Source organism: Alloyangia pacifica (assembly GCF_900116195.1).
Lineage (GTDB): Bacteria > Pseudomonadota > Alphaproteobacteria > Rhodobacterales > Rhodobacteraceae > Salipiger > Salipiger pacificus.
In genome coordinates, this window is record NZ_FOZW01000007.1 from 90631 (window position 1) to 116232 (window position 25602).

Annotated in this window: 24 protein-coding genes; 10 read left to right on the top strand and 14 right to left on the bottom strand. The window is 67.9% G+C overall.

Annotation, left to right across the window (positions count from 1 at the left end):
* Positions 1-23 precede the first annotated feature (23 nt).
* Positions 24-581: a divisome-associated lipoprotein DalA gene (gene dalA, locus BM397_RS15585; protein ID WP_092425714.1), complete on the bottom strand. Its 558-nt coding sequence runs from the start codon at positions 579-581 to the stop codon at positions 24-26.
* Between the two features lie 255 nt (positions 582-836).
* Between dalA and BM397_RS15590 the strand changes: the two genes are divergently transcribed.
* Positions 837-1436 (top strand): L,D-transpeptidase, encoded by a 600-nt coding sequence (locus BM397_RS15590; protein ID WP_092425716.1) that lies wholly within the window; start codon positions 837-839, stop codon positions 1434-1436.
* Between the two features lie 149 nt (positions 1437-1585).
* Complete coding sequence (locus BM397_RS15595; RefSeq protein WP_092425718.1) at positions 1586-1780, top strand: ferrochelatase; 195 nt, start codon at positions 1586-1588, stop codon at positions 1778-1780.
* Positions 1781-1861: 81 nt separating this feature from the next.
* Here BM397_RS15595 and hemH read toward each other — a convergent pair whose 3' ends face one another.
* The gene (gene hemH / locus BM397_RS15600; protein WP_092425721.1) at positions 1862-2926 is read right to left on the bottom strand and encodes a ferrochelatase; all 1065 of its coding nucleotides are present in this window, start codon (positions 2924-2926) and stop codon (positions 1862-1864) included.
* 51 nt (positions 2927-2977) lie between these two features.
* Complete coding sequence (locus tag BM397_RS15605; RefSeq protein WP_092425723.1) at positions 2978-3826, bottom strand: methyltransferase domain-containing protein; 849 nt, start codon at positions 3824-3826, stop codon at positions 2978-2980.
* Positions 3827-3840: 14 nt separating this feature from the next.
* Here BM397_RS15605 and BM397_RS15610 point away from each other — a divergent pair, with 14 nt between their 5' ends.
* The 5 genes from BM397_RS15610 to BM397_RS15630 all read left to right on the top strand — a co-directional run bounded on the left by BM397_RS15610 (position 3841) and on the right by BM397_RS15630 (position 7701).
* Positions 3841-4578 carry a ComF family protein gene (locus BM397_RS15610; RefSeq protein WP_092425726.1) on the top strand — a complete coding sequence of 246 codons (738 nt, stop codon included), beginning with the start codon at positions 3841-3843 and terminating at the stop codon, positions 4576-4578.
* 45 nt (positions 4579-4623) lie between these two features.
* On the top strand, positions 4624-4881 hold the full coding sequence (grxC, locus tag BM397_RS15615) for a glutaredoxin 3 (RefSeq protein ID WP_092425728.1): 258 nt from the start codon (positions 4624-4626) through the stop codon (positions 4879-4881).
* Positions 4882-4893: 12 nt separating this feature from the next.
* Positions 4894-5727 (top strand): carbon-nitrogen hydrolase family protein, encoded by an 834-nt coding sequence (locus tag BM397_RS15620; protein WP_092426205.1) that lies wholly within the window; start codon positions 4894-4896, stop codon positions 5725-5727.
* Positions 5724-6164 carry a MarR family winged helix-turn-helix transcriptional regulator gene (locus tag BM397_RS15625; protein ID WP_092425730.1) on the top strand — a complete coding sequence of 147 codons (441 nt, stop codon included), beginning with the start codon at positions 5724-5726 and terminating at the stop codon, positions 6162-6164. Before BM397_RS15620 ends, BM397_RS15625 begins: the two co-directional genes overlap by 4 nt.
* Before the next feature lie 193 nt (positions 6165-6357).
* Positions 6358-7701 carry a dicarboxylate/amino acid:cation symporter gene (locus tag BM397_RS15630; RefSeq protein WP_092425732.1) on the top strand — a complete coding sequence of 448 codons (1344 nt, stop codon included), beginning with the start codon at positions 6358-6360 and terminating at the stop codon, positions 7699-7701.
* A 76-nt stretch (positions 7702-7777) separates the two neighbouring features.
* Here the strand turns inward: BM397_RS15630 and ubiG are convergent, their stop codons facing one another.
* On the bottom strand, positions 7778-8518 hold the full coding sequence (gene ubiG / locus BM397_RS15635; protein ID WP_092425735.1) for a bifunctional 2-polyprenyl-6-hydroxyphenol methylase/3-demethylubiquinol 3-O-methyltransferase UbiG: 741 nt from the start codon (positions 8516-8518) through the stop codon (positions 7778-7780).
* Between the two features lie 51 nt (positions 8519-8569).
* On the opposite strand from ubiG, the gene pip reads away from it, so the two are divergent.
* Together pip and BM397_RS15645 are read left to right on the top strand one after the other, a co-directional pair.
* Positions 8570-9568, top strand: coding sequence for a prolyl aminopeptidase (pip, locus tag BM397_RS15640; RefSeq protein WP_092425738.1), 999 nt, complete (start codon positions 8570-8572; stop codon positions 9566-9568).
* Positions 9569-9700: 132 nt separating this feature from the next.
* Positions 9701-11239 (top strand): ABC transporter substrate-binding protein, encoded by a 1539-nt coding sequence (locus tag BM397_RS15645; RefSeq protein WP_092425740.1) that lies wholly within the window; start codon positions 9701-9703, stop codon positions 11237-11239.
* A gap of 16 nt (positions 11240-11255) precedes the next feature.
* Here BM397_RS15645 and BM397_RS15650 read toward each other — a convergent pair whose 3' ends face one another.
* The 3 genes from BM397_RS15650 to hslV form a co-directional block, all read right to left on the bottom strand.
* Positions 11256-11933: a D-lyxose/D-mannose family sugar isomerase gene (locus BM397_RS15650; RefSeq protein WP_092425743.1), complete on the bottom strand. Its 678-nt coding sequence runs from the start codon at positions 11931-11933 to the stop codon at positions 11256-11258.
* Between the two features lie 242 nt (positions 11934-12175).
* Positions 12176-13483 carry an ATP-dependent protease ATPase subunit HslU gene (hslU, locus tag BM397_RS15655; RefSeq protein WP_092425745.1) on the bottom strand — a complete coding sequence of 436 codons (1308 nt, stop codon included), beginning with the start codon at positions 13481-13483 and terminating at the stop codon, positions 12176-12178.
* A 22-nt stretch (positions 13484-13505) separates the two neighbouring features.
* Positions 13506-14063, bottom strand: a complete 558-nt coding sequence (hslV, locus tag BM397_RS15660) for an ATP-dependent protease subunit HslV (protein ID WP_092425747.1) — start codon at positions 14061-14063, stop codon at positions 13506-13508.
* 100 nt (positions 14064-14163) lie between these two features.
* Between hslV and BM397_RS15665 the strand changes: the two genes are divergently transcribed.
* Entirely contained in the window at positions 14164-15135 is a 972-nt protein-coding gene (locus tag BM397_RS15665; RefSeq protein WP_245696098.1) for a phosphotransferase, read from the top strand.
* Positions 15136-15276: 141 nt separating this feature from the next.
* On the opposite strand, the gene trxA is transcribed toward BM397_RS15665, so the two are convergent.
* From trxA to BM397_RS15700, 7 genes are all read right to left on the bottom strand, one after another.
* Entirely contained in the window at positions 15277-15597 is a 321-nt protein-coding gene (trxA, locus tag BM397_RS15670; protein ID WP_066103331.1) for a thioredoxin, read from the bottom strand.
* Between the two features lie 94 nt (positions 15598-15691).
* On the bottom strand, positions 15692-19066 hold the full coding sequence (gene addA, locus BM397_RS15675) for a double-strand break repair helicase AddA (RefSeq protein WP_092425753.1): 3375 nt from the start codon (positions 19064-19066) through the stop codon (positions 15692-15694).
* A complete protein-coding gene (gene addB, locus BM397_RS15680; protein ID WP_092425755.1) occupies positions 19063-21993 on the bottom strand; it encodes a double-strand break repair protein AddB in 2931 nt (976 codons plus the stop codon). The genes addA and addB overlap by 4 nt, the downstream gene beginning before the upstream one ends.
* A gap of 7 nt (positions 21994-22000) precedes the next feature.
* Complete coding sequence (locus BM397_RS15685; RefSeq protein WP_092425757.1) at positions 22001-22675, bottom strand: nucleotidyltransferase family protein; 675 nt, start codon at positions 22673-22675, stop codon at positions 22001-22003.
* Positions 22675-23634 (bottom strand): aminoglycoside phosphotransferase family protein, encoded by a 960-nt coding sequence (locus BM397_RS15690; RefSeq protein WP_245696099.1) that lies wholly within the window; start codon positions 23632-23634, stop codon positions 22675-22677. The genes BM397_RS15685 and BM397_RS15690 overlap by 1 nt, the downstream gene beginning before the upstream one ends.
* A complete protein-coding gene (gene tsaE / locus BM397_RS15695; protein ID WP_092425759.1) occupies positions 23631-24092 on the bottom strand; it encodes a tRNA (adenosine(37)-N6)-threonylcarbamoyltransferase complex ATPase subunit type 1 TsaE in 462 nt (153 codons plus the stop codon). Before tsaE ends, BM397_RS15690 begins: the two co-directional genes overlap by 4 nt.
* A 59-nt stretch (positions 24093-24151) precedes the next feature.
* Entirely contained in the window at positions 24152-25483 is a 1332-nt protein-coding gene (locus BM397_RS15700; RefSeq protein ID WP_245696100.1) for a PAS-domain containing protein, read from the bottom strand.
* Positions 25484-25602: the final 119 nt, after the last annotated feature.

Below are 25602 nucleotides of genomic sequence, written 5' to 3' on the forward strand. Positions count from 1 at the left end.
TCATGCGGATCGGATAGGTCGGTTCAGAAACCGGCGGTCTGCGAGCCCGGCGTCGGCGCGAGGTCGGGCGCGCCCATGACCAGCGTCCACCAGATCTTACCACCCGGCTCCTGGAACCAGGCAAAGCCCATCTGGCGGGCGCTCGGGTCGAGGATCACGTCACGGGTCGGTGCGTCTTCCATCCAGGCAGCGAGGGTCTCGAGCTCGGATTCGTAGGTCTCGGAGATGTTTTCGCCGAGCAGGCGGCCGCTGTAGCCGACGCGCTGCACCCGGTCGATCGGCGAGGAGCCGTCGGAGCCGAAGTGCCAGGGGCGGTTCTGCACCGACATGTCGCGCGAATGGGTGGCGGCGGCGGCGTTGAGCTTGCTATCGAGCGAAACGCCCTGCACGCCGCGCGCCTGGCGCAGCGCGTTGACCGAATCGAGCATCGAATATTCGATCTTGCCGCTGTCGCCGTCGTTAATGCGGTAAACGCGAGGCAGCGGCTTTCCGTCCGGGCCGATCTGCGGCGGGCTCACCGAGGGGGCACACGCCGCCGCGAGGAGGCCGGAGGAAAGCAGGAGAAACGTACGTCTGTTCATGTTTGGCTGGCCTTCGCGTAGCGCTGGTTCACTATTGCGGGACACACATAGCCCGCCGAGCCTGCGCGATCAAACCCACATGCATGTGATTGGCCGTGCACACCGGTGTTTGATTTGCGACTGCGGCGCTCACGCAATATGGTCAGGGAACTCTTACCGGCTTTCGTGCGTACGCCACAGAGCCTTATACTTGGCCTACTAGTGGGCCTAACTACTGGCATTTCGTTTTTCGTGGCTCCAAAGGACACTTCTGCCATGGCAAAATCCCCCTACTCCCGTCGCGCCTTCCTCGCAGGATCGGCAGCGCTCGCCAGCGCGGCGGCGACACCGGCTCTGGCGCAGAGCTACAATGGCGCTGGCACGGTCGAGATGGAGAACGATATCTCTAAGGTGATCCGGCACAATATCTCCAGCTTCCGGACGCTCGACTGGCAACCCTACTTCAGCAACCTGGACAAGGGTGCGGTGCTGGTCGACATCTCGTCGCGCGCGCTGCACTTCTGGGAGCAGAACGGTCGCTACCACCTCTATCCGTCGTCGGTGCCGCTGACCGACGACCTGACCCGCAAGGGCCGCACGCAGGTGGTGCTGAAGGATCCGCATCCCGACTGGCGTCCGACTCCCTCGATGAAGGAACGCAACCCGGAGTGGCCCGATTACGTGCCGCCGGGACCGGACAACCCCCTCGGCACCCGGGCGCTGCACCTGAGCTGGACCTACTACCGCATCCACGGCACCCACGACACGCGCAAGATCGGACGGCGCTCTTCGAACGGCTGCATCGGGCTCTATAACGAGCATATCGAAGCGCTCTACGAGATGGCGCAGGTGGGAACTCAGGTGTTGCTGATTTGACGACACGTCAGTGGGATCAGAAAAACCAAGCATAACTTGGGTTTGCAATCTCGGCGGAATACTGCTTAGAAAAATGGCACGAGGTAAGTCTTGGTGCTTGCCGTGGACAGGTTTTCCAAGCCGCGGCAGGCTTTTATCTGGAGAAAACTATGAAAAAACTCGCACTCGCCGCCGCATTCGCTGCTTCCGCAACTTCGGCAATGGCCGGTTCCTACGCGAAAGATGATGTGGTCATGGAGCCCGTCGTCGTCGTCGAAGAAACCCAGGCATCGTCCTCCTCGGCCGGCATCCTGATCCCGCTGCTGCTGATCGCCGTGGTTGCTGCAGCTGCGTCGGCAGACTGATCTTACAGGCCAGCCTGTACGGAAAAGGCGGTGCCTCGGCACCGCCTTTTTTTGTTGTCTTTCCGGTGAGCTAAGGCCGGATCAGTCAATCCAGCCCTGCAGGTTTTCCTCGATCACCTTGCTCAGCGCCGCGATATGCGCGGGGTCGTCGTTGAGACAGGGAATGTAGGTGAACTCCTCACCGCCCGCGTGCTCGAAGCTCTCGCGAATCTCCTCGTTGATCTCCTCGAGCGTCTCGATGCAGTCGGCCGAGAAGGCCGGCGCGATCACCGCGATGCGCTTCTTGCCCTCGTCCTTGGCGATCCGGGCGACCTCTTCGACGGTGTAAGGCTTGAGCCATTCCTCGGGGCCGAAGACCGACTGGAAGGTGGTGCGAATCTCGGTCTTGTCCCAGCCGAGCCGCTCGCGCAGCAGCCGCGTCGATTTCTGGCACTGGCAATGGTAGGGGTCGCCCTGCATCAGGTAGCGCTTTGGCATGCCGTGGTAGGAGACCACCAGCATCTCGGGCTTCTGCGCCTTGGCGGCATAGGCGCGCTCGACCGATTGCGCCAGCGCCTCGATATAGGCCGGGCTCTCGAAATAGGGATCGACGACGCGGGCGGTGGGTTGCCACGGTTCGTCCATCAGCGCCTTGAAGAAGGCGTCGTTGGCGGTGGCCGAGGTCGCCCCGGCGTATTGCGGGTAGAGCGGGAAGAACAGGATCTTGCGGCAACCGGCCTCGGTCATCGCCTTGACCTTGGACTTGGTCGAGGGGTTGCCGTAGCGCATGCAGAAATCGACCATGACCCGATCGCCGTAGCGCGCCTTCATGGACTCGGCGATGGCCGCGGTCTGCGCCTTGGTGATGGTCATCAGGGGGCTCTCGTTGAGCTCCTCGTTCCAGATCGACTTGTAGTTTGCGCCCGAGGAGAAGGGCCGCTTGCTGAGGATGATCAGCTGCAGCAGCGGCTGCCATTTCCATTTCGGGTAGTCGATGACGCGCTGGTCCGAGAGGAATTCGGACAGGTAGCGGCGCATCGGCCAGTAGCTGTAGTGATCGGGCGTGCCGAGGTTGGCGAGCAGGATACCGACTTTTTCGCGTGGGAGCGCCGGGTGGTCGGCGGGGGCCTGGGCGGGACGGATCGGGCCGGTGGTCATGTCGTTCATGCGTTCTGTTCCCTCAAAGTCTGGCGCTAGTTAACGCGAATTTAGAATGATTCAATCCTTGAGCGGCGTTTCCTTGGCGCCCAGTGCCTCGGCGAGACGATGCGCCGCACTCCCCGGACGCAGCGGTTTCTGCTGGCTCTCGTCGGGGGCCCAGCCGGTCAGGGTGACCAGCTCGAAGGTGGCCTTCAGCCTTCCGCCGGGGCGCGCGTAGCTCTGCGCGTAGATCTCGGCGGTGCGCAGCAGCACGGCGCGGCGGGTGGGAGCCCGAAGCCGGGCGGACAGGGCGTTGGCCTCGCCCATGGCACGCAGATCGCGCATCAGGTGCAGCGCGGTCTCGTAGCTGACATCCAGCGGCAGCGAATCGGCCACCGGCAGCGCCAGTCCGGCCCGTTGCAGCAGCGCGCCGAGGTCGCGGATCTCACCCATCGGCAGCACGCGGGGCGAGAGCCCGCCGGTCACTTCGATCTCGGCCTGTCCCATAGCGGCGCGCAGCTCGGACAGGGTGTCGCCGCCGAAGGCGATGGTCAGGCAGAGCCCGTCCGCGACGAGGGCACGACGGCACTGGATCAGCTGGCCCACCGGGTCGTTCGCCCAGTGCAGCGCCAGCGCGTGGATCACCAGATCATGCGCGCCGACCTCGAGGTCGAGCACCTCGTCGTCCGTGATGACCTTCGCGCCGGGGAAGGCATCCTGCCAGATTTCGGGGAAGGGGGTGACGATGGCCGGGGATTTGAACTCCCTGTTAACCATTCTCAGGCGATCCTGCGCCTCGTCCCGTGCCGCCTCGTGCAGGAACAGGGCGCGCGCCAGCTCGGGCGCGCGGCGGGCGCGGGCGCGATTGCGGGCGAGCGCGGAGCGGTCGATGAGATGCGGGGCCTGGCTCGGAACGGGGCTGGACATGGGGGCTAGATAAGATGCGGCAGGAGCGGTTGCAAACCTTGTTGCGCGGGGCGCTGCGGCTTGTCTACCCGCCGCGCTGCCTGATCTGCGGCGGCCTGGTCGAGAGCGATCACGGCCTCTGCGGGTCGTGCTGGCGCGACACGACCTTCACCGGCGGGCTGAGCTGCGATCTCTGCGCCGCGCCGCTGCCGGGCCGGTCCGAGCAGGCCGAGCATTGCGATGAATGCCGCGCGCTGGTGCGGCCCTGGGCGCAGGGGCGCGCCGCTCTGCTGTACAGGGGCAACGGGCGAAAGCTGGTACTGATGCTGAAACATGGCGACCGGACCGATATCGCCCGGCCCGCGGCGCGCTGGATGGCGCGGAGCCTGCGCGGGCTCACCGACGAGGCGCTGGTGGTGCCGGTGCCGCTGCACCTGCACCGCCACCTGCGCCGCCGCTACAACCAGTCGGCGCTGCTGGGCGCGGGACTGGCGCGCGAGCTGGGGCTGCGCCATGTCCCCGACGCGCTGCGCCGGGTCCGCGCCACGCCCTCTCTCGACGGCAGGAACCGCGACGAGCGCTTCGCCGTGCTGGACGGGGCGATCGTGCCGGACCTGCGGGCGGCCGGCGTGGTGCGCGGACGCCGGGTGATCCTCGTCGACGATGTGATGACCTCCGGGGCGACGCTTTCCGCAGCGTCGCGGGCCTGCAAAGCGGCAGGTGCGGCACAGGTGGTGGTCTCGGTACTGGCGCGCGTTGCAAAGGATACCTAAATCCCTGAAAGATGGGCTGCCAGCCCGCCGGAAAGGGACCCCTGCATGAAACCGATCGAGATCTACACCACGCCCACCTGCGGCTTCTGCGTCGCGGCCAAGCGGTTGCTGACCCAGAAGGGCGCCGAATTCACCGAAATCAACGTCGCCGCCGCGCCCGAGCGCCGCGCCGAGATGACCCAGCGCGCCAACGGCGGCCGCACCGTGCCGCAGATCTTCGTGGGCGAGTTCCACGTGGGCGGCTGTGACGAGCTCTATGCCATGGAGCGCGACGGCAAGCTCGACCCGCTGCTGGCCGGCTGACGGAGACGCATGATGAAGGCCGCGCTGCTGCAGATCAGCTCGTCGGACGATCCGGCGGAGAATCTCGAGACCGTCCGCGCCATGATGCGCGAGGCGGCCGGGCAGGGCGCGGGCTTTATCCTGACGCCGGAAGTGACCAATTGCGTCTCGTCGAGCCGCAGCCACCAGAAGGCGGTGCTGCAACCCGAGAGCGAGGATCAGACGCTCGCCGGTCTGCGTGCCGAGGCGAAGGCGCTTGGCGTCTGGCTGCTGATCGGCTCTCTGGGCGTGACGTCCGAACCGCCCGAGACGCGCTTTGCCAACCGCAGCTTCCTGATCACGCCCGAGGGCGAGATCGCCGCGCGCTATGACAAGATCCACATGTTCGACGTGCAGGTGACCGAGACCGAGACCTACCGCGAATCTGACGGCTTTGCCCCGGGTGACCGGGCGGTGGCGGTGGAAACGCCCTTCGGCACGCTCGGCATGACGATCTGCTACGACGTGCGCTTTGCCTATCTGCACCGGGCGCTGGCCCATGCCGGGGCGCAGATCCTGACCGTGCCGGCGGCCTTCTCGCCCGCCACCGGGCCGGGCCACTGGGAGCCGCTGCTGCGCGCCCGTGCCATCGAGACGGGATCGTGGGTGCTCGCCCCGGCGCAATGCGGGGATCACAAGATCTCCGAGGGCAAGCCGCGCCGGACGCACGGCCATTCTCTGGTGGTCTCGCCCTGGGGCGAGGTCGTCGCCGACGGCGGCACGGAGCCGGGCATCGTCTATGCCGAGATCGACCTCGCGCAGTCCGACAAGGCGCGCGCGCAGATCCCCGTGCTGAGCCATGACCGCCAGTTCGAGGGACCGGCATGAGCTCCCCCGCCGACGCGCTGGCGATCTCGCTGTTCAGCGAGCTGCTCACCGCCGACCAGCTCTTGCGCAACCGCCTGACCCGGGTGCTGCCCGACCGCATGGAAATCTCGCATTTCTCCGTGCTCAACCACCTTGCGCGGGTGCAGAACGAGCGCAGCCCGGCGCAGCTGGCGCGCAGTTTCCACGTCACCCGCGGCGCGATGACCAACACGCTCACCAAGCTGGAGATCGCCGGCTACGTGCATATCCGGCCCGACTGGGACGACGCGCGGCGCAAGATGGTGGCGATCAGCCCGGCCGGAAAGCGCGCGCGCGAGGCGGCGCTGGCCGCGATGGCTCCGGTGATCTCGGAAATGGTCAAGGATCTGGGCGTCGACAAGGTGCGCGCGGCGCTGCCCGTGCTGCGCGAATTGCGGCTCAAACTCGAAGCGGACTGAGCCCGGTTTTGCCCGCCGCCTGCGCGGGCGGATGACCAAGCGTCACCAATTTTCTGGAATTTTGCCGAAAATCTATGCAATCTTTAGGTGACTCGGTGGTGTCCGTTCACCTTTTCGGTTTGCCTGTCACAAAGAAATTCGCCTCCGGTGTCGCCTATCCGAAAGTGTAGGTCAGCAACAACAGGAGGGCGGAATGAGCGCCACAAGCACGAAACTCTCTTTGACCACCAAGGTGATGATCGGCATGGGGGCGGGCTTCGTCCTCGGCGTGATCCTGAACATGCTGCAGATCGGCTGGATCAACAGCAACATCGTCGGCGGCCTCTTCGGCATGGTCGGGCGCATGTTCGTCAACGCGCTGCAGATGCTGGTCGTGCCGCTGGTCTTCTTCTCGCTGATCTGCGGCGTCGCCGGAATCGGCGACATCCGCATCCTCGGGCGGGTCGGCGGGCGCTCCTTCGCGCTCTACCTGCTGACCACCGCCACGGCGATCGCCGTGGCGATCCTGATCGCGCTGATCGTCGCGCCGGGCGACGGTTTCACCATCGAGGGGGTCGACACCTCGGGCGTCACCGGCAAGGAGGCCCCGACGGTCTGGGAGACCTTTGCCGCCATCGTGCCGCGCAACCCCGTGGCTTCCTTCGCCGCGGGCGAGATGCTGCAGATCATCTTCTACACGATCATCCTCGGCGTCGCGGCGCTGATGCTCGGTGAGCGGTCGACCAAGTTCGTCGATGCCTGCGAGTACATGAACGAGCTGATGATGAAGGTCGTCGAGATCGTCATGGCCTTTGCGCCTTACGGTGTCTTCTGCCTGATCGCCAAGACCTTCACCGAACAGGGCATCGGGCTGTTCCTGCCCGTGATGACCTACGTTCTGGTGCTGGTCGGGGCGCTGCTGCTGCATCTCTTCGTGACGCTGATGTTCTATCTCAAGGTCTTCTCCGGCCTCGATCCCTTCATCTTCATGAAGAAGATCCGCCCGGCGCAGATCTTCGCCTTCTCCACCGCCTCGTCCAACGCGACGATACCGGTCACGCTGCGCGCGGTGACCGAGCGCATGGGGGTGACCAACTCGGTGGCGTCCTTCACCGTGCCTTTCGGCGCGACGATCAACATGGACGGCACGGCGATCATGCAGGGCGTGGCCACCGTGTTTCTGGCCAATGTCTACGGCATCGACCTCGGCGTCGGCGGCTACCTGACGGTGATCGGCATGGCGGTGCTGGCTTCGATCGGCACTGCGGGCGTACCCGGTGTGGGCATGGTGATGCTGACCATGGTGCTGGGGCAGGTCGGCCTGCCGATCGAGGGCATCGCGCTGATCCTCGGGGTGGACCGTCTGATGGACATGATCCGCACCGCGGTGAACATCACCGGCGACGCGGTGGTGACCGCCATCGTCGCCAAGACCGAGGGGCAGATCGACATGGACGTCTACCGCGATCCGACGGCGGGCGTGGTGATCGACGATCTGCACATCGATCCCGAGGCCGAGGCCGAGCTTGCCGCCCACGCGCAGCGTCCGGCGGAGTAACCGACGCTCCAAAAGCGAAGCGCCTGCCCGGGACCCGGGCAGGCGCTTCTCCCTTGATCAGGGTCTGCTGCTGCGTTCAGCCCTTGGGCTTCAGCGCCGCGGTCACGTAGTTCACCGACAGGTCGCGGTCCGAGATCGACCAGCGCCAGCTCACCGGGTTGAACACGTAGCCCTTGCGGTCCACCGGCTCGAGACCCGCCTTGCGCATCAGCTCGTAAAGCTCGTCCGGGGTGATGAACTTCGCCCAGTCATGGGTGCCCTTGGGCAGCCAGCGCATCACCCATTCGGCGCCGACGATGGCCATGGCGAAGCTCTTGGCGTTGCGGTTGATCGTCGAGCACAGGTGCAGCCCGCCGGGTCTCAGCAGGTCGTGGCAGGCATTCAGGTAGGCCTGCGGGTCGGCGACATGCTCGACCACCTCCATGTTCAGCACCACGTCGAACTGTTCGCCCGCTTCGGCCAGCGCCTCGGCGGTGGAGAAGCGGTAGTCGATCTCCAGCCCCGACTGCTCGGCGTGGGTCTGTGCCACGGGGATGTTGCGCTCTGCGGCATCGACGCCGACGATCTCGGCCCCGAGCCGCGCCATAGGCTCGCAGAGCAGCCCGCCGCCGCAGCCGATGTCGAGGATGCGCAGCCCCTCGAAGGGCCGCGGCTGCGAAAGATCGCGATCGAACTCGCCGGCCACCTGCGTCGTGATATAATCGAGACGCACCGGGTTCATCATGTGCAGCGGCTTGAACTTTCCGTTCGGGTCCCACCATTCTGCCGCCATGGCTTCGAACTTGGCGACTTCGGACGGATCGACGGTCAGGGTCATAATTTCGGTATCCCGTTTTCTTTTGGGCTCATCAGCCAATATAGAGGTTCCATGGACAAATACCCGGGCCAAAAGAGCGCAGTGCAACATCTCTATCCCGCGATCGACCCTTTCGACCAGCGCATGCTCGACGTGGGTGACGGGCACAAGCTCTATGTAGAGCAATGCGGAAATCCGTCAGGGATTCCGGTCATCGTGCTGCACGGCGGCCCCGGCGGCGGCTGCAGTCCGGCGATGCGGCGCTACTTCGATCCCGATGTCTACCGCGTGGTGCTCTTCGACCAGCGCGGGTGTGGGCGCTCTACGCCGCATGCCAGCGTCGAGAACAACACCACCTGGCACCTCGTCGCCGACATCGAGAAGATCCGCGAGACGCTGGAGATCGACCGGTTCATCGTCTTCGGCGGCAGCTGGGGCGCGACGCTGTCGCTGGTCTACGGCATCAGCCACCCCGAGCGGGTCCGCAACCTCGTGCTGCGCGGGGTCTTCATGATGACCCAGGCAGAGCTCGACTGGTTTTACGGTGGCGGTGCCGGGCAGTTCTGGCCCGAGACCTGGGCGCGCTTCGAGAGCCTGATCCCCGAGGAGGAGCGCGGCGATCTCGTCGGCGCCTACCACCGGCGGCTGTTCTCCGGCGACCTGCGCGAAGAAGTGCGCTTCGCCCGCGCCTGGTCGAGCTGGGAGAACGCGCTGGCCTCGGTCTACTCGAACGGCCACGGCGGCGAGGCCCCGGCGGAATATGCCCGCGCTTTCGCCCGGCTTGAAAACCATTACTTCGTCAACGCGGGCTTCCTCGACGAGGACGGCTGGATCCTGAAGAATGCGGGCAAGCTGCGCGGTATTCCCGGGGTGATCGTGCAGGGCCGCTACGACATGATCTGCCCGCCGCGCCGTGCCTGGGAGTTGTCACGTGCCTGGCCCGAGGGCGAGCTGCGGATGATCCGCAACGCCGGCCACGCGCTGTCCGAACCCGGCATCAGCGCCGAACTGGTGCGGGTGATGGACCAGATCTCCATGCTCGAGAGCCTGCCGAACCGGCACGAATACTGACCGTTCGCCGCGATGGCGCAGGTTTGACCGGCCTGTAACAGGGGCGCTGTTGCACCCGGGCAGGCCGCCGTGCAGAGTGAGTGCCGCAACAGATACGACTCAAGTCCCGTCTCCAGGGGAGCGCCCCGCACCATGACCGTCATTCGCCGCCGCCGCGTGCTGCAATCGGCCCTCGCCGCCGCCGTTCTCGGCGCGTCGGGGCTGGCTGGCGCCGCTGCCGTGGCCGGGGCGACCCGCGGCGGCTATTTCCGCGCCGCGCTGGGCGGCGCGCGCGGCACCGACAGTTGGGATGCGCGGACCCACGCCGGGCTCTTCATGAGCGCCGCAGCGCAGGGTGCGGTCTTCGACACGCTGACCGAGGTCGGTGCCGATGGCGCGCTGCGCGGCGAGCTGGCCACTGGCTGGAGCGCCTCGCCCGATGCCCGGGTCTGGACCTTCGACCTGCGCCCCGGCGTGCGCTTTCACAACGGCAAGCCCTTCGGCGCCGAGGACGTGCTGGCCTCGCTGGCGCTGCATCGCGACACCGCCTCTCCGGCCCGGCCCATCGTCGCCGAGATCGAGGAGATGCGCGCCACCGCGCCGCATCAGGTGCAGTTCACCCTCGCCACCGGCAACGCCGACTTCCCCTACCTGCTGGCCGACTACCACCTGCTGATCTACCCCGCCGGGCAGATCGCCGAGGCCATGGCGCGCGGCATCGGCACCGGCCTCTACCGGGTCGAACGCTTCGAGCCGGGCCGCCGCTTCATCGGCCGCCGGATCGCCGAGCATTACAAGGATGGCCGTGCGGGCTGGTTCGACGGGGTGGATTTCCTCGCGATGAACGACCCGCGCGAGCGGCTCGAAGCGTTGCGCTCGGGCCGCGTCGACGCCATCGACCGGCTGCCCGCCGCTGAGGCAGACGCGCTGCAGGCCGAGCCGCGCTTCACCGTGCAAAGCCTCGCGGGCAACCAGCACTACGGCTTCGCCCTGCGCACCGATCTCGCGCCCTTCGCCGATCCGCACCTGCGGCAGGCGCTGAAGGCGGCAGTGGACCGCGAGGCGATGGTCGCCGAAATCCTGCATGGTCATGGCAGCATCGGTCAGGACAGCCCGATCGGCCCCGCCAACCCCTATTTCACCGCGCTGGAGCCGCAGGGGTTCGACCCTGACCGCGCCCGCTGGCATCTCGCGCAGACCGGGCAAGACCACATCGCCTTGCCGATGCTGGTCTCAGAGGCCGCCTTCGACGGCGCGACCCGCGCCGCCGAGCTCTACCGCGACAGCGCCGCGCAGGCTGGGATCACGCTGGAGCTGCGACAACTCCCCTCCGAGACGCAATGGCCGCGCGACAGTGCCGGTTTCCGCGCCGGAGGCTGGTCGGGCCGCGCCACCGAGGATTGGGCCTTCTCCACCGTTCTCACCGAAGCCGCGCCGTGGAACGCCAGCCGCGGCGGCTCCGGCCGCTTCGGCAGGCTGCTGCGCGAGGCGCGGGCCGAGTTCGACAGCGCCCGGCGCGCCGAGCTCTACGCCGAGATGCAGCGGATCAGCCGCGACGAGGGCGGGCTGATCCTGCCGATGTACGCCAATCACCTACAGGCGCATTCGGCGCGCATCTCCACGCCCGCGCGCGTCGGTGCCATGCGCGCGATGGACGATTCGCGCATGGCCGAACGGTGGTGGATGGCCTGAGGGGCCGTGCGCCGGGTCAGAGCTTGTCGTCGTAATCTGACACCAGCAGGTGCAGCGGCACCTCGTCTTCCTCAATCTCGGAAAAGCGTCCCAGCGGCTCGGCGAAGATATTGTCCGTGAGATCGTCGTTGACCGTCGAGACCTCGCCGATCAGCACGTCGCTGCCCTCGCCCCAGAAGGCGTGCCATGTGGTCGGGAAAAGCGTCACCGATTCACCCGGCGCCAGCTTCAGGTGCCCGCCCGCCGGCAGCGTGCGCTCCATGCCGTCGCAGAGCACGGTGACCGCCGCGTCGCGGTCGATCTCGCCCTCGGGCGTGGCGGTGAACAGCTCCAGCACCAGCGTGCCGCCGCCGCGGTTGATGATGTCCTCGACCTTGAGGTCATGGCGGTGCATCGGGCTGAGCTGGTCCTTGCGCGAGATCATGATCTTCTCGGCGTAGAGCATGGCGCTGCGCTGCCCGAGATCGGCATTGAGCCCGTTGCGGGTGGTGAACAGGAAGAGCCCCAGCTCGTCGAACTTCCCGCCGCCGTAATCGGTCACGTCCCAGCCCATGCGGCGGCGCTTGATTTCGCCATGCTCGGATTTCCTCAGTCCCTCGGGGGTGAGATAGGCGAAGGGCGGCAGCGTGTAGCCATGGCTGCGGATGAAGGCCTCGCTGGCGCGCAGGATCTCATTGACGTGGGAACGTTTCATCGCGGGTCTCCTCCTGAAGATGTTGGCGCGAACATAGCCGGAGGATGCGAGGGGTGGTAGAGGCCGAACGCCTCCGGCGGGCGTATTTGGAAAGAGAAGAAGCCGCGGGTGCGCCGTCATTCTTCTCTTTGAAAATACGCCGGGGGGTGTGGGGGGCTGGCCCCCCATGAGAGAAAGCGGTGTGGGGGGGGGCCCCCCACGGAAGAAAGCGGTGCGGGGGCTGGCCCCCGCATCCAAGTTTGTCAGAGCACGTAGCGGCTGAGGTCCGTCGAGCGGGTCAGCTCGCCGAGGTGCTTCTCGACGAAGGCCTCGTCGACGGTGATCGCGGTGCCCGGTTGGTCGGGGGCGGTGAAGCTCAGCTCCTCGAAGACCCGCTCCATCACCGTGTAGAGCCGCCGCGCGCCGATGTTCTCGACGCTTTCGTTGACCTCGGCGGCGATCTTAGCCAGCGCATGGATGCCGCCCTCGGTGAAGGTCACGGTGACCTCCTCGGTGGCCATCAGCGCGGTGTACTGGCGGGTCAGGGCGTTGTCGGTCTCGGTCAGGATGCGGACGAAATCCTCTTCGGTCAGCGCCCGCAGGTTCACCCGGATCGGCAGCCGGCCCTGAAGCTCGGGCAGCAGGTCCGACGGCTTGGCGATATGGAAGGCGCCCGAGGCGATGAAGAGGATGTGGTCGGTCTTCACCGCGCCGTGCTTGGTGCTGACGGTGGTGCCCTCGATCAGCGGCAGCAGGTCGCGCTGCACGCCCTCGCGGGAGACGTCACCGCCGCGAGCTTCCTGCCGCGCCGCGACCTTGTCGATCTCGTCGAGGAAGACGATGCCGTTCTGCTCCACCGCCTCGATGGCGGCGAGCTTGACCTGCTCGTCGTCGAGCAGCTTGTCGGCCTCTTCGCCGATCAGCACCTCGTAGCTTTCCGCCACGGTCATCTTCTTGCGCGTGGTGCGCCCACCGAAGGCCTTTCCGAAGATGTCACCGAGGTTCATCATCCCCATGTTCTGGCCGGGCTGGCCGGGGATCTCCATCATCGGGAAGGGCGAGGCGCTCTCGGCCACGTCAAGCTCGATCACCGTGTCGTCGAGCTCGCCGTTCTTCAGCTTCTTGCGGAACATCTCGCGGGTGCCCTCGCGTGCGTCCTCGCCGGCGATGGCAGAGACCACGCGCTCCTCGGCGTTCTTGTGCGCCGCGGCCTTCACGTCCTCGCGCATCCATTCGCGGGTCTGGATGATGGAGGCATCCACCAGATCACGGATGATCTGCTCGACGTCACGGCCGACGTAACCGACCTCGGTGAACTTGGTGGCCTCGACCTTGATGAAGGGCGCGCGGGCGAGCTTGGCGAGACGGCGCGAGATCTCGGTCTTGCCGACGCCGGTCGGGCCGATCATCAGGATGTTCTTGGGGTAGACCTCGTCGCGCAGGTCGGCGCTCAGCTGCTTGCGGCGCCAGCGATTGCGCAGCGCCACGGCCACGGCGCGCTTGGCGTCCTGCTGGCCGATGATGAAGCGGTCGAGTTCCGAGACGATCTCGCGGGGTGTCAGGTCAGTCATGGTCGTCCTTTCAGGCTCTGTTTCAGGCCGAAATGGTCTCAACGGTCAGCTTGCCGTTGGTGTAGACGCAGATGTCGGAGGCGATCGCCATGGCGGTGCGGGCGATGGTCTCGGCATCCTCTTCGTAGGCGTAGAGCCCGCGCGCGGCGGCGAGGGCGAAGTTGCCGCCCGAGCCGATGGCGGCGATGTCATGCTCGGGTTCGAGCACGTCGCCGGCGCCGGTGATGACGTAGAGTTCCTTGCCGTCGGTGACGATCAGCATCGCCTCGAGCTTCTGCAGGTACTTGTCGGTGCGCCAGTCCTTGGCGAGATCGACGCAGGCGCGCTGCAACTGGCCGGGGGATTTCTCGAGCTTGCCTTCCAGCCGCTCGAGCAGGGTGAAGGCATCGGCGGTGGAGCCGGCGAAGCCGCAGACCACCTCGTGACCGCCGGGCGCCAGCCGGCGCACCTTGCGCGCGGTGCCTTTGATGACGGTCTGGCCGAGGCTCACCTGCCCGTCACCTGCGACGACCACCTTGCCGCCCTTGCGGACGCCGATGATCGTGGTGCCGTGCCAGCCCGGAAATTCCTGATCGGACATTGTCTTTCCTTTCTTGCTGGGCGCCATATGGGGGCTGAGAAGTCCCCTCGCAAGGCGCTGCCCTTGCCGGGGCAGATAGCGCAGGGGGCGGGAAATGGGAATGATCGCGGGGGATTTGGCGCAGGCGGCGCTGGCGCATTGGCCGGTTCTTGCCCGGGAGATCGGGCTTGACCCGGCGTCCTGGCGCGCCGCGCCGCTGGCCCGGCGCGAAGACGCGCGGGTGGCGCGGATCCTCTTGCGGATGCAGGGGCCGGGGGGCGCGCGGCTGGTGTTGAAGTACGAGGCACGACCGGCTGACCCGGAGAAATTCGCCGCGGCCATGGCGGCGCATCTGGCGGTGCAGGAGGTCTATGCGCAGGGGGTGCCGGAGCTGCTGGCCTTCGATGTGGAGCGGCGGGCCTGCCTCATGGCGTATCTCGATGCGCGGCCCTTGTCGGTGCTGCTGGAGGGGGCACCGCTGACCGAGCAGGCGGCGCTGCTGCGGCGGGCCGGGGTCTGGATGGGCGGGTTTCACCGGGCGCTTCTTGGTGAGCGGCGGGTGTTTCAGCCCAAACACACGGTGCGGTTCCTGCGATCGGTGATGTCGGAGATTTCCGACGGCGCGCGTCAGGTGGCGGAGCCGCAGCGCTTTCTGAGGTGCGCCGAGGCGCTTTGCGCGGATCAATCCCTCTACGAAGGTCGCGAGACCATCACGGCGCAGACCCATGGCGATCTGCACCTGCGCAACCTGGTCATGGGTCAGACTGGCTTCTGGGGGCTCGATTTCGCCGGGGGACGGGTGGTGCCGGTGGGGCATGACATTGCCCGGCTTCTGGCCGATTACGCCATCCTGCATGCGCCGAAGGAGGCCATCCCCGAGAGGGAGGTGCTGCCGCCCAAGGCCCTGAGCGCCTTTTTCGACGGCTATGGGCTGGTTGCGGCGGAGGATCCGTCGGTGCAGCTCCTGCTGCGCAACCGGGTGTTGGCGGAATGGTGGGGGCTGCCGGCAAAGGCCGAGGACCGGGGACCGGCGCAGGCGCGGCGCTGGGCCGGGGTGCAGGCGCTGGCGAGGAGGGTGTTTCCCGGCGCCTGAGCGTGGCGCGGGTGGTGGCCTCCGGCGGGCGTATTTGAGGAACAATGGAAGGCAGCGGGCGCGGTGGGGCCGGAGGCTGCGCAAAGAAAAATGCGCCCCCGGTCGGGAGGCGCATTTCGCGAAGTCTTTGGGCCGTAAGGCTCAGATCGACTCGTTGATCCAGCTCTGCAGCGAGGCCTTCGGGGCCGCGCCGGCGCGGTTCGAGATCACCTGGCCGTCCTTGAAGATGAACAGCGCGGGGATGCCGCGGACGCCCATCATGGCGGCGGTGTTCGGGTTCTGGTCGACGTCGACCTTGGCAACCTTGATCTTGCCTTCGTACTCGGCGGCGAGCTCTTCCAGAGCCGGGCCGATCTGCTTGCAGGGGCCGCACCATTCGGCCCAGAAATCCACCACAACGGGGATGTCGGAGTTCTTCACTTCTTCGTCGAAGGTCGCGTCGGTGACGGGGACGGTGGCCATGGGAGGTCTCCTTGGCAGGGGTTTGGCGGCAGGGCGCGCGGCAGGGACGCACCCGGGTTTCGGGAGGCGAAGGTAGGCACGCCCCGGGGAGTCGTCAAGCGATCGTAGTCCTCGAAAGGGCGGCAGACACCAGATCGTGTGGCAGGACCATCAGCTCCTGCGTCGCGGTCCAGACCAGTCCGGTCTCGATGCTGCGCCCCGGGAAGACCTGCGTCAAGGCGGCGGCATAGGCGCCCATCTGGCGCAGCAACCCCTCTGGCACCTCGGCGGGCGTGGCAGGCACGGTGCGGTTCGACTTGAAGTCGAGCGCGACGATCTTCTCGGGGGTGACCAGCAGCCGGTCGATGACGCCGTGAATGCGCCCGACAGGCTCTATTTCAGCGGAAATCGGCACTTCGGCGAGGGCTTCCCCGGCAAAGACCGGCGCCAGCGCGGGAGCGCCGAGCACCGCCAGCGCCTCTGTCACGATGCTGTCGGTCTCCTCGGGCAGATCTTCGGCGAGCGTCAGCACATGCGGCACTGCGCCGGCGCGCTCCGGGGCGGCGAGGGGTGCGAGATGTTCCAGCAGCAGGTGCAGCACCGTGCCGCGCAGCTTGGCCTCTTCCTCGTCGAGCCCCTCGATCCCCGCCAGCGCCTTGGCCCCGCCAAGATCCGAGGGCGAGCGGCTCTCGGGCAGCGGTGCGGGGACGGGCGCGGGGGTCAGCAGGTGCGGCGGAAGGTCGGGCAGCACCGGCACCTGCGCCTCGACCTGTTCGAAGGCAAGATGCGACCAGTCGGCCTGTCCGAGCCGCAGGCCCTCGCCCGAACCCCATCTACCGAAATCATATCCGACCTTTTCGGCCCCGGCGCGCTCCATGCCGCGCGAGACCTGGTCGAACCAGGCGCTGCCGTCCTTGCCGAGATTGCCGGCGGCGGCGACCACCAGCCATTTCTCGGCACGGGTCAGCGCGACGTAGAGCAACCTGTCGCGCTCGCGCTCGGCGGCGGCCTTGGCGCGCTCCAGCGCGTCGGACTGCACCTGCGGCTGCGCCGCGGCGCTGGATTGCCAGACCATGCCCGCGGTCTCGCCCTCACCGGCGGGCAGGAGGCGCTCGCGGATGGTCTTGGTGGGCTGGGCACAGTCCGGCAGGATCACGATCGGTGCTTCCAGACCCTTGGAGCCATGCACCGTCATCACCCGGATCCGCGCCCCGGCGCTGTCGGGGGCGCGCTTGATTTCCAGATCGTCGGACTGCATCCACTCGAGAAAGCCGGTGAGCGAGGGCACGGTGCTCTGCTCGTAGGCCAGCGCCTGTTGCAGCAGCGCGTTGATCCCGTCCTCCGCCTCTTCGCCAAGCCGCCCGAGCAGCTTCTGGCGGCCGCGGTGGCGGGTGAGGATGCGCTCTATCAGGTCGTAGGGGCGCAGGAAGTCGGTGCGGTTCAGCAGGTCGTCCATCACCTGCAGCACGGCCGGGAATTCCTCGCGCCGCTCGCGCAGGGCGACCCAGAGGTAACTGCCCGGCTTGCGGTGGTGCGCAAGATCGAAGAGCGCCTTCTCGGTCAGCCCGAAGAGCGGCGAGCGCAGCGCGGTGGCAAGCGAGAGATCATCCTCGGGGGTGGCGAGGAAGGCCAGCAGCGCGCCGATGTCCTTCACCGCCAGTTCCGACATGACCTTCAGCCGGTCGGCCCCGGCGATGGGCAGGCCGCGCGCCTTGATGGCGCGGATGATCTCGGTGAAGAGCGTGCCGCGCCGGCGCACGAGGATCAGGAAGTCCCCGGCATGGGCGGGGCGGGCCTTGTACTCACCGCTAAAGCCGATTTCGACGGGCAGCGGCTTGCCGATGGTCTCGGCGATGAAGAGGGCAATGCGGTTGGCCAGCCGCACCGTGTGGTGCTGCGCGCCGATGCGGTCGACGGGCTCGTACCACTCGGCGTCTTCCTCTTCCTCCTTGGCGGGCTCGATATGCGGCCAGAGATCGACCCGCCCCGGCATCTCGGACTTGAACGCCTTGTGTCTCTGTTCCGGGGAAAACCCCGACTCCTCGCGACCCTCGAAGGTCGCATCCACCAGCTTCAGCACCGGCCCGGCGGAGCGGAAGGAGTATTCCAGCATCATCCGCGACAGCGGCGCATCGGTGCCCTGCAGGCGCTCGGCGAAATCGTCGCACATGCGGTCGAACTCGCGCGGGTCGGCGCCCTGGAAGGAGTAGATCGACTGCTTCTTGTCGCCGACCACGAAGATCGTCCGTCGCACGTCGCCGCGCGCACCCTCGCCGGAGGTGAACTCGCGCGCCAGACGCTCGATCACCTGCCATTGCACCGGGCTGGTGTCCTGCGCCTCGTCGACGAGGATGTGGTCGATGCCGCCGTCGAGCCGGTAGAGCACCCAGTCGGCGACCCGGTCGTCGGCCAGAAGGTCGCGGGCGCGCACCACCAGATCGTCGAAATCGAGCCAGCCGCGGCGCATCTTCTCGGCCTCGTAGGCGGGCAGGAAGACCTGCGCGAAGCGGTGCAGGGTGATCTCGCGCTTCACCGCCTCGACCGCGAGGCGGCTCTCGCGGGCCGATTCCACCCGCTGCGCCAGCTGTTCGAGCCGCGGTGCGTCGGGGCCGAGCGCCTGCTTGCTGTCCTTGGTCGGCACGCGGCTGCTGATCGTGCCCTTCTGGGTGAGCAGCGCGTCCTCCAGCGCCAGCATCCCGGCCATGTCCGGCCCGGTGAAGCGCGCGAGCTTCTTCGCCGCGCCCTGATCGGTACTCTTGCCGGTCTGCAGCACGGGGATGACCCGGGCGATTAGGTCGCTCTCGCTGCCGAGGAACACCTCGGCCAGAACCGCGTCCTCGTCCATGTCGCCGGGCAACCCGTAGAGCGCGCGGATGTCCTCGGGCGAGCGCGGCGGCAGGAAGGCCGCCTTGCGCCCGCAGAGCTCGGCCAGAAGCGCCTCTGGCTGTTCGCCGAGGAAGGGGGCCATGGCCTCGACCAGCCAGGCATCGCGCCCCTCGGCCATGCGCTCCAGCACCTCGGCGCGCAGCATCTCGGCGGAGCGATCCTCCATCTCGGTGAACTGCGGCGAGACCCCGGCCTCGAGCGGAAAGCGCCGCAGCAGGCTCGCGCAGAAGGAGTGGATGGTCTGGATGCGCAGGCCGCCGGGCGTCTCGATGGCGCGGGCAAAGAGCGTGCGGGCCTGCCGCAGCCGCTCGGGCGGTAGCGCGCCGTCGAGGCCGAGCTGGCGCAGCTCGGCGATCAGCTTTTCATCGTCGAGCATCGCCCAGGCCCCGAGCCGCTTGAACAGGCGGTTCTGCATCTCGGTGGCGGCGGCCTTGGTGTAGGTCAGGCACAGGATATGTTCAGGCAGCACCTCGTCGAGCAGGAGCCGTGCGACGCGGTCGGTGAGCACGCGGGTCTTGCCCGAGCCCGCGTTGGCGGCAAGCCATGTGGAGGCATCGGGGCGGGCGGCCTCGACCTGCTTTTCGCTGGCCTCGTTGCGGCTCATTCCAGCATCTCCCGTTCGGCGGCGTCGATCACGTCCCATTCGCCGAAGCGCGAGAGGTGGTCGTAGTCGGAGAAATCGTTCTCGCTGAGCATGGCGGCGCGGGCGGTATAGCCGCGATCCGGCTCGAACCAGCGGGTCATCAGGGTTTCGAACTGGCTCCAGACCTTGGCGGGCGGCACCTCGTCGAGCGGTGCCTCGACCTCGTTCGGATTGGTCGAGACAGAGACGAAGACGGCGCGCGAGGCGTGGCGCGGCTGCAGGTTCGGGAAGGCCCCGCGCTCGACCATCGCCGCCTCGAGCAGCAGCTGCTTGTCGAAGTTCTTCTGCTGCTTGGCGGTGGGGGCGGCACCGGTCTTGTAGTCGTAAAGGTGCGCGTTGCCCTTCTCGTCGATGTCGATCCGGTCGGCGGTGCCCTTGAGGGTGAAGCCGAGGGACGCGATGTCGCTGGAGCCGCTGGTTTCGAAATGTACCGGGCGGGCGATCTGCTGGCGTGCGGTCTCGGTGCGGGTGAACCATTCGGCGATGCGGGCGATGCGCGACTGCCAGACATGGCGGGTCACCGGGAAGGGCAGGACCTCCGGATCGCCGATCACCTCGGCCGCCTTGGCGCGCAGCGCCTCGGGGGTCAGAAGCCCCGGATCAGAGACCGTTTCGCGCACGAACTCCTCGAACACTTGGTGGATGAGGATGCCGCGGAGCAGGGCGTCGGGGGCGCGTTGCAGCGGGTTGAGCGGGCGCAGCCGCAGCACGCGCTTGGCGTAGATGGCGTAGGGGTCGCGGATCAGCGTCTTGATCTCGGTGACCGAGAGCTGTCGTGGCCGGGCCGCGACCGGCGGCACCGGCGAGGGTCGCGCGGCCGAGGGGGTCTTTATCGGGCTCTCGACCTGCCGCGCCAGCGCCAGCCAGTGACGGCCGCGCGCCTGCATCGCCTTCAGCGCCTCCGGGCCCTGTTTCGCGGGCAGGCCGTTCATCAGGTTCATCAGGCGGTTCACCCAGCGGGCGGGCACCGTCTCGGCGTCGTCGGATTTCAGTGCGCGGGTAAGCCAGACCTCCTCGGCGGCGACCGCCTGCTGGAAGTCATGCGCGGCGAGGCCGATGTTGCGCTCGGGCAGGCGCAGGCCCGCCTTGTGCCGCATCCTGCGGTTCAGCCAGGGGTCTGCACCGGGGATTTCCGGCCAGCTGCCCTCGTTGAGGCCGCCGAGGATCAGCAGCTCGGCCCCCATGACGCGGGCCTCCAGCGTGCCCCAGATCAGGATATGCGGGTGCGGCGCGTCGCGGTCACGCACCTCGCCCTTGGCGAGGATCGCGCCGAAGAGGTCGGCGTAGTCGCGCGCGTCGAGGTCGGTGCCGTGGCTGGCCTCGCCCTCGAGCTCGGCGACCACCTGCCGCGCCTTGCGGCCCGCGCCTTCCTTCCAGAGTTCGGATTCGCCCATCTCGGGACCGGCGGCGATGGCCTCCGCCCGTTCCACGTGAATCATCAGCCAGTCACTCAATGCACGCGTGCCGTGCAGCGGCGGCTGGCAGAAGGTCTCGGCGACCCAGTTCGCCCAGTCGGGAAACCCGGCGGCCGCGCCCCAGGCCTCGATCAGCTCGGCCTGCGGGAAGGGCCAGCTCTTCTTGCGGATATGCAGTTCCAGCTCGCGGGTGGCGCGCAGGTGGTTGTTGCGCTCCGAGCCGCTGTGGGTCAGCGGGTGCTTGAGCAGCGACAGCAGGCTCTCGGCGGTCAGCTCGCGCTGGAACAGCGCCGCCACCTGCCGAAGGAAACGGCCCGGCGGGGTCAGCTGCAGCGGGATGCCGGCGCTGTCGTCGGGCACGATGTCCCAGCGGTCGAGCGCCGCGGTCACCTGCCGCGTCAGCATCCGGTCGGGGGTGATCAGCGCCGCCGTGGTGCCGTCCTCGGCCGCCTGCCGCAGCCGCAGGGCGATGGCCATGGCCTCCTCGCGCTTGGAGTTGGCCTCGACCAGTGTCAGCTTTTCCGTCGCGCCGGTCAGCTCGGGCAGGTGCACGCCTTCCGACCGCCATTGATCGGTGACCGGCGCCGGGCGCAGGGCGAGAGAGACCAGCCGGTTGCGCGCCGCGCTGGGCGGCGCCTGCTCGTGCCAATGCGGCACGCCCACGGGGTCGAGCGCGAGGTCGAAGAGCAGCTTGGCGAAGCGGAACTGCGGATGGTCTTCGGCCGAGAGCGCATCGCTCAGACCGCCCCAGACCGGGCCGGGCGTGTCGAAATCGAAGCCGGGCAGGACAACCGCGCCCTGCGGCAGGCGCGAGACCGCGCACATCAGCTTGTAGGCACCGCCGCGCGATCCGGTGGAGCCGGCGACGATGATCGGATGGGTGGGCGGCGCGACCTCCCAGCTCTTCAGCTTCTCATCGAGGGCGTAGCGCTGGAACGCGTTGCGGTCCGGCGCTTCCTCGCCCTGCTCGAAAAACCGCTGCACGATGCTGAGAAAGCTGAGCGCGCGCTGCCAGTGGCCGGACTCGTCGCTGACATCGAGCGCGGCAATCTCGTCTGGCGAGACGCCCTCGTCCTGCATCTCGTCCATCAGCGTGGCGAGGCTGTCGGCCAGATCGAAGAGCGCGGCGCGCGGGGCGAGGTCGGGCTGGGCGTCGAGCAGTTTCGACACCAATCCGGTGAGTTCGAGCCTGCGCCGCAGCGGCGGCACCGGTGCGGGCAGGTCGCGCAGCGCGGCGGGATCAGCCATGTCGGTCAGCAGCCGGATGCGCGGCAGCAGCGTCGCGGGGCCCTGATCGAAGATCGTCAAAACCCGTCGCTTCATGCGGCTGGTGTTGACGATCAGCTCGACCTTGGCCATCTCCTCGGGCGGGCGGCCCGCCATGCGCGCGCGCAGACCGGCGACCAGCGCGGCGGGGAAATCGACGCCGGGGGCGAGGCCGTAGACGCGGGGGGTGCCTGAAGGCTCAAACATGGCGGGATCAGACATTTCGGGCCAGCATCTCTTCGGCGAGCACGATTCCCTCGGGGTGGCCGACATCGGCCCAGTGCCCGGGGTAGTCGAGTCCGTGCAGGCGGCCCTCATTGCCCATCCGCTGCCAGAGCAGGCGCAGAGAGAACACCTCCTCGGGCACCTCGTCCAGCAGCTCGGTCTTGAGGATCTGCGCGCCGGTGTAGACGTGATCGCCCGTCCAGCGCAGCTGGCCGTCCGCTTGCAGCGTGAAGTCTCCTGCGCCCTTGCGGCCCACCGCGCGCGGCAGCGGCACACAGAGCAACAGCGCGTCCATGCGGGCAGGATCCCAGGCCTCGGCTAGCAGCTTGAGCGGGTTCGGCCCGGCCCAGACGGCATCGGTGTTCAGGGTGTAGACCGGCTCCGGCCCCAAGAGTGGCAGCGCGTGGCGCAGCCCGCCGCCGGTGTCGAGGATCTCCGGTTGTTCGACCGACAGCACGACCCCGCTGCGGTCGAGATGCGCGGCGACCTGCTCGGCGCGGTAATGCGCGTTCACGACGCGCGTGGGCAGGCCGGTCGTCAGCTCCAGCGCGTGGTCGAGTAACGGCTTTCCGGCGACCTCGATCAGTGGCTTGGGGCGGTCGGCGGTGAGCGCGCCCATGCGCGTGCCGAAGCCCGCGGCAAAGAGCATCACGGCGTGGGGCATCAGGATTTCAGCCTTTCGAGGGTCTCGGGCGTGGGCGCGGGCAGGGCCGGGTCCAGCAGGGCGCGGAGACCGGCCAGGGCCGGATGCGCCAGATCGGTTTGCAGGTTGTCCCAGACCCGCGGGATCAGGTCGATGTACTGCGGCTTGCCACGGCTCTTCGCCAGCGACGCGAAGATGCCGAGGATGCGCAGGCTGCGCTGCACGCCGAGCACGGCGAGCGCGGTGCGGAAGCGGGTCTCGTGCGTGCCGGTTTGCCCGATATAGTGACTGATGCAGGCCTCTGCGGCCTCGCCGGAGACATCGCGGCGGGCGTCCCGGATCAACGAGATCAGGTCATAGGCGCGCGGACCCTTGAGGGCATCCTGGAAGTCGAGCAGCCCGGCCCGCGCCGCACCGTCGCGGTCGGGCAGCCAGAGGACGTTCTCTGCATGGTAGTCGCGCAGCATCATCACGTCGGTCTCGGGGGCGTGCTCGGCGATCAGGTCGTGTAGGGTGGCGATGACCGATGCGCGGGCCTCTGGGGTCTGCGGCGCGCCGCTGCCGGGGACGTAGGCGTCGAAGACGAGGCCGGCGATCTGCGACAGGTGCGCGGCGTCGGCGACGGGCAGCTCCTCGGGCGGGGCATGACGGTGCAGGGCAACCAACGCGTCTGTTGCCACGAGATAGAGCCGCTTCTCGGCCTCGGCATCGGTGCAGAGCCGGGCCACCAGCCCGTCGCCGAGGTCTTCGAGCAGCAGTTTCCCCGGGGCCTCCGCCAGCACCCGCGGGGCGCTCAGGCCGATCGACAGCAGGTGGCGGGCGAGCCGGGCAAAGAGCGACACATCGCCCTCGGGGTCGTCCATCAGGATGGCCGACTCTAGGCCCCGGGTCAGCCGGGTGTAGCGGCGCGACGAGGCATCACCGGCCAGCGGATGCGCCTCGGCATCGGCCCAGCCCGCTTTGAGCAGAAAGTCTTTCACGAGAGCCCCTCCAGGCGGCTGTCCCAGCGCGCGTCCTGCCAGTCGAGCGTCACCTGCCGGGTCTCGTCGCCGGTCACCTCGAAGCTGAGGGTCAGCGCCGCGGCAGGGGTGAGATCCTCCAGCCGGTCGGGCCATTCCACCAGGCAGATCGCCTCGTCGAAGGCCTCGGTCAGCCCCAGTTCGACCACCTGGTCGGGGTCCGACAGACGGTAAAGGTCGGTGTGCCAGAGCTCGCCCGTGGGCACGTCGTAGACCTGCACCAGCGTGAAGGTGGGCGAGGGCACGTCCTCGGGCTCGTGCATCAGGGACTGGATCAGGCAGCGGGCGAAATGGGTCTTTCCAGCGCCGATTCCGCCAATCAGCAGCAGCACGTCGCCAGGGCGCAGGCGCGGGGCCAGCGTGGCGGCCAGCGCGCAGGTGGCGTCTGGGGAGGGCAGGGACAGGGCGCGCGTCGTCATGGCGCGAAGATACCGCCCCGGCGGTCACGCGCAAGCGGCATCGGGACGTCAGCGGATCGTCAGCCCGGGGCGTCGACCATGCGTCTATCGACCGAGAAGCGCAGCAGTGTGGCGCCGCCCGGCATCGGCTCGACCCGGCAGCGCAGGGCCGGGCCGTCCTGCATCTGCAGGGGCGCTTCCCAGGCGGTGCGATCGCGCAGGCTCAGGGCGAAATCGCGAATCTCGCCCCAGATCGGGCTGGGGGCGCAGGCGGATTGCCAGCGCGCCGTGGCCTCGGTCACCGAAAGCTCGGCAACGCAGGTGTCCGGGTCATCGCCCCAGAGCCGCGAGTAGGCCTCGTTGCAGAAACTGAGGCCGCCCTGATTGGAGAAGACCGCCACCGCGTCCTCGAGGCTGTCGAGCACCGAATGGGCCTGTGCGAGTTCCTGCCGGAAGCGCCGGGTGAGCGAGATCTCGGAACTGATGTCCTCGAAGAGAAAGGCGATTCCCGCGTTGGGGTGCGGCCGCCCGGTGATGCGGTAGGTCAGTCCCGAGGGCAGGTCCCAGGTTTCGACATAGAGGTCCGATGACGCGGCGGCGATCACCCCCGCCAGGTGTTCGCGCCAGCTCTGGTAATTCTTCGGCTCGGGCATCATCCGCCCTTCGCGCAGGGCGTCGAACAGGCTCAACAGGTCGGGCCGGGTGCTGAGAAACTCCGCCGACAGGCCGGTGAGGTCGATCAGCGCGGGGTTGAACAGCGCCAGCCGGTGTTCGCGGTCGAAGACTGCGAGGCCGATGGGAAGGTGGGCGAAGATCCGGGTCAGCGTCTGCAGGAAATTGCGCTGGTTCACCTCGGATCGGATGATCGCGTCGATATTGGTGGCAAAGTGCATCCAGCCGTCGCGGTTGCGGTGCGACTGCACCTCGTACCAGTACTTGCTGTCCTCGCCCCGAGCGCCGAGCGCCGTGCGGGACCGCTGCGTGTCGCGCCCGTCGGGCAGGGCCAGATCGAAGGGCGGCGGGCCATCGGGCACGGCTCCGACCTGGGCGCAGGCATCCTCGTAGGCGGAGTTGTACCAGGTCACCCGCTGTGCCGCATCGGTCTGCCAGATCGGGCAGGGCACCAGCGAGACGGCGCGGCGCAGTCTCGGCAGTTCGATCTGGTCTTGCATCAGCTTCAGCTGCGCTGCGGATGGCAGGCGGCTGGCCTGCACGCTGAGCCGCAACGCCGATCGCTCGGGCCGCGCGGCCAGGTGCACCCCGGAGACATGACGCGCGGGATAGCTTGCGGGGTCCTTTGGCGGGACATCTGGCAAGGGGCCGAAATAGGGGGCGAGCCCACGCCGCAAGGTCGCCCAGTCCGGCGCGGAGTCATCGGCGAGATCGAGAAGCTCACGGGCCGCAGGGGTCATGTCGACAACGCGGTCTCCGGTCAGCAAAAACTCGGTATCGGGGGGCATCGAAGGAGGGGGCGTAGCCGATGCGTCGCGCCGGGGTTCCGAGCGCGGGCGCAGACCATAGGTCCCCAGGA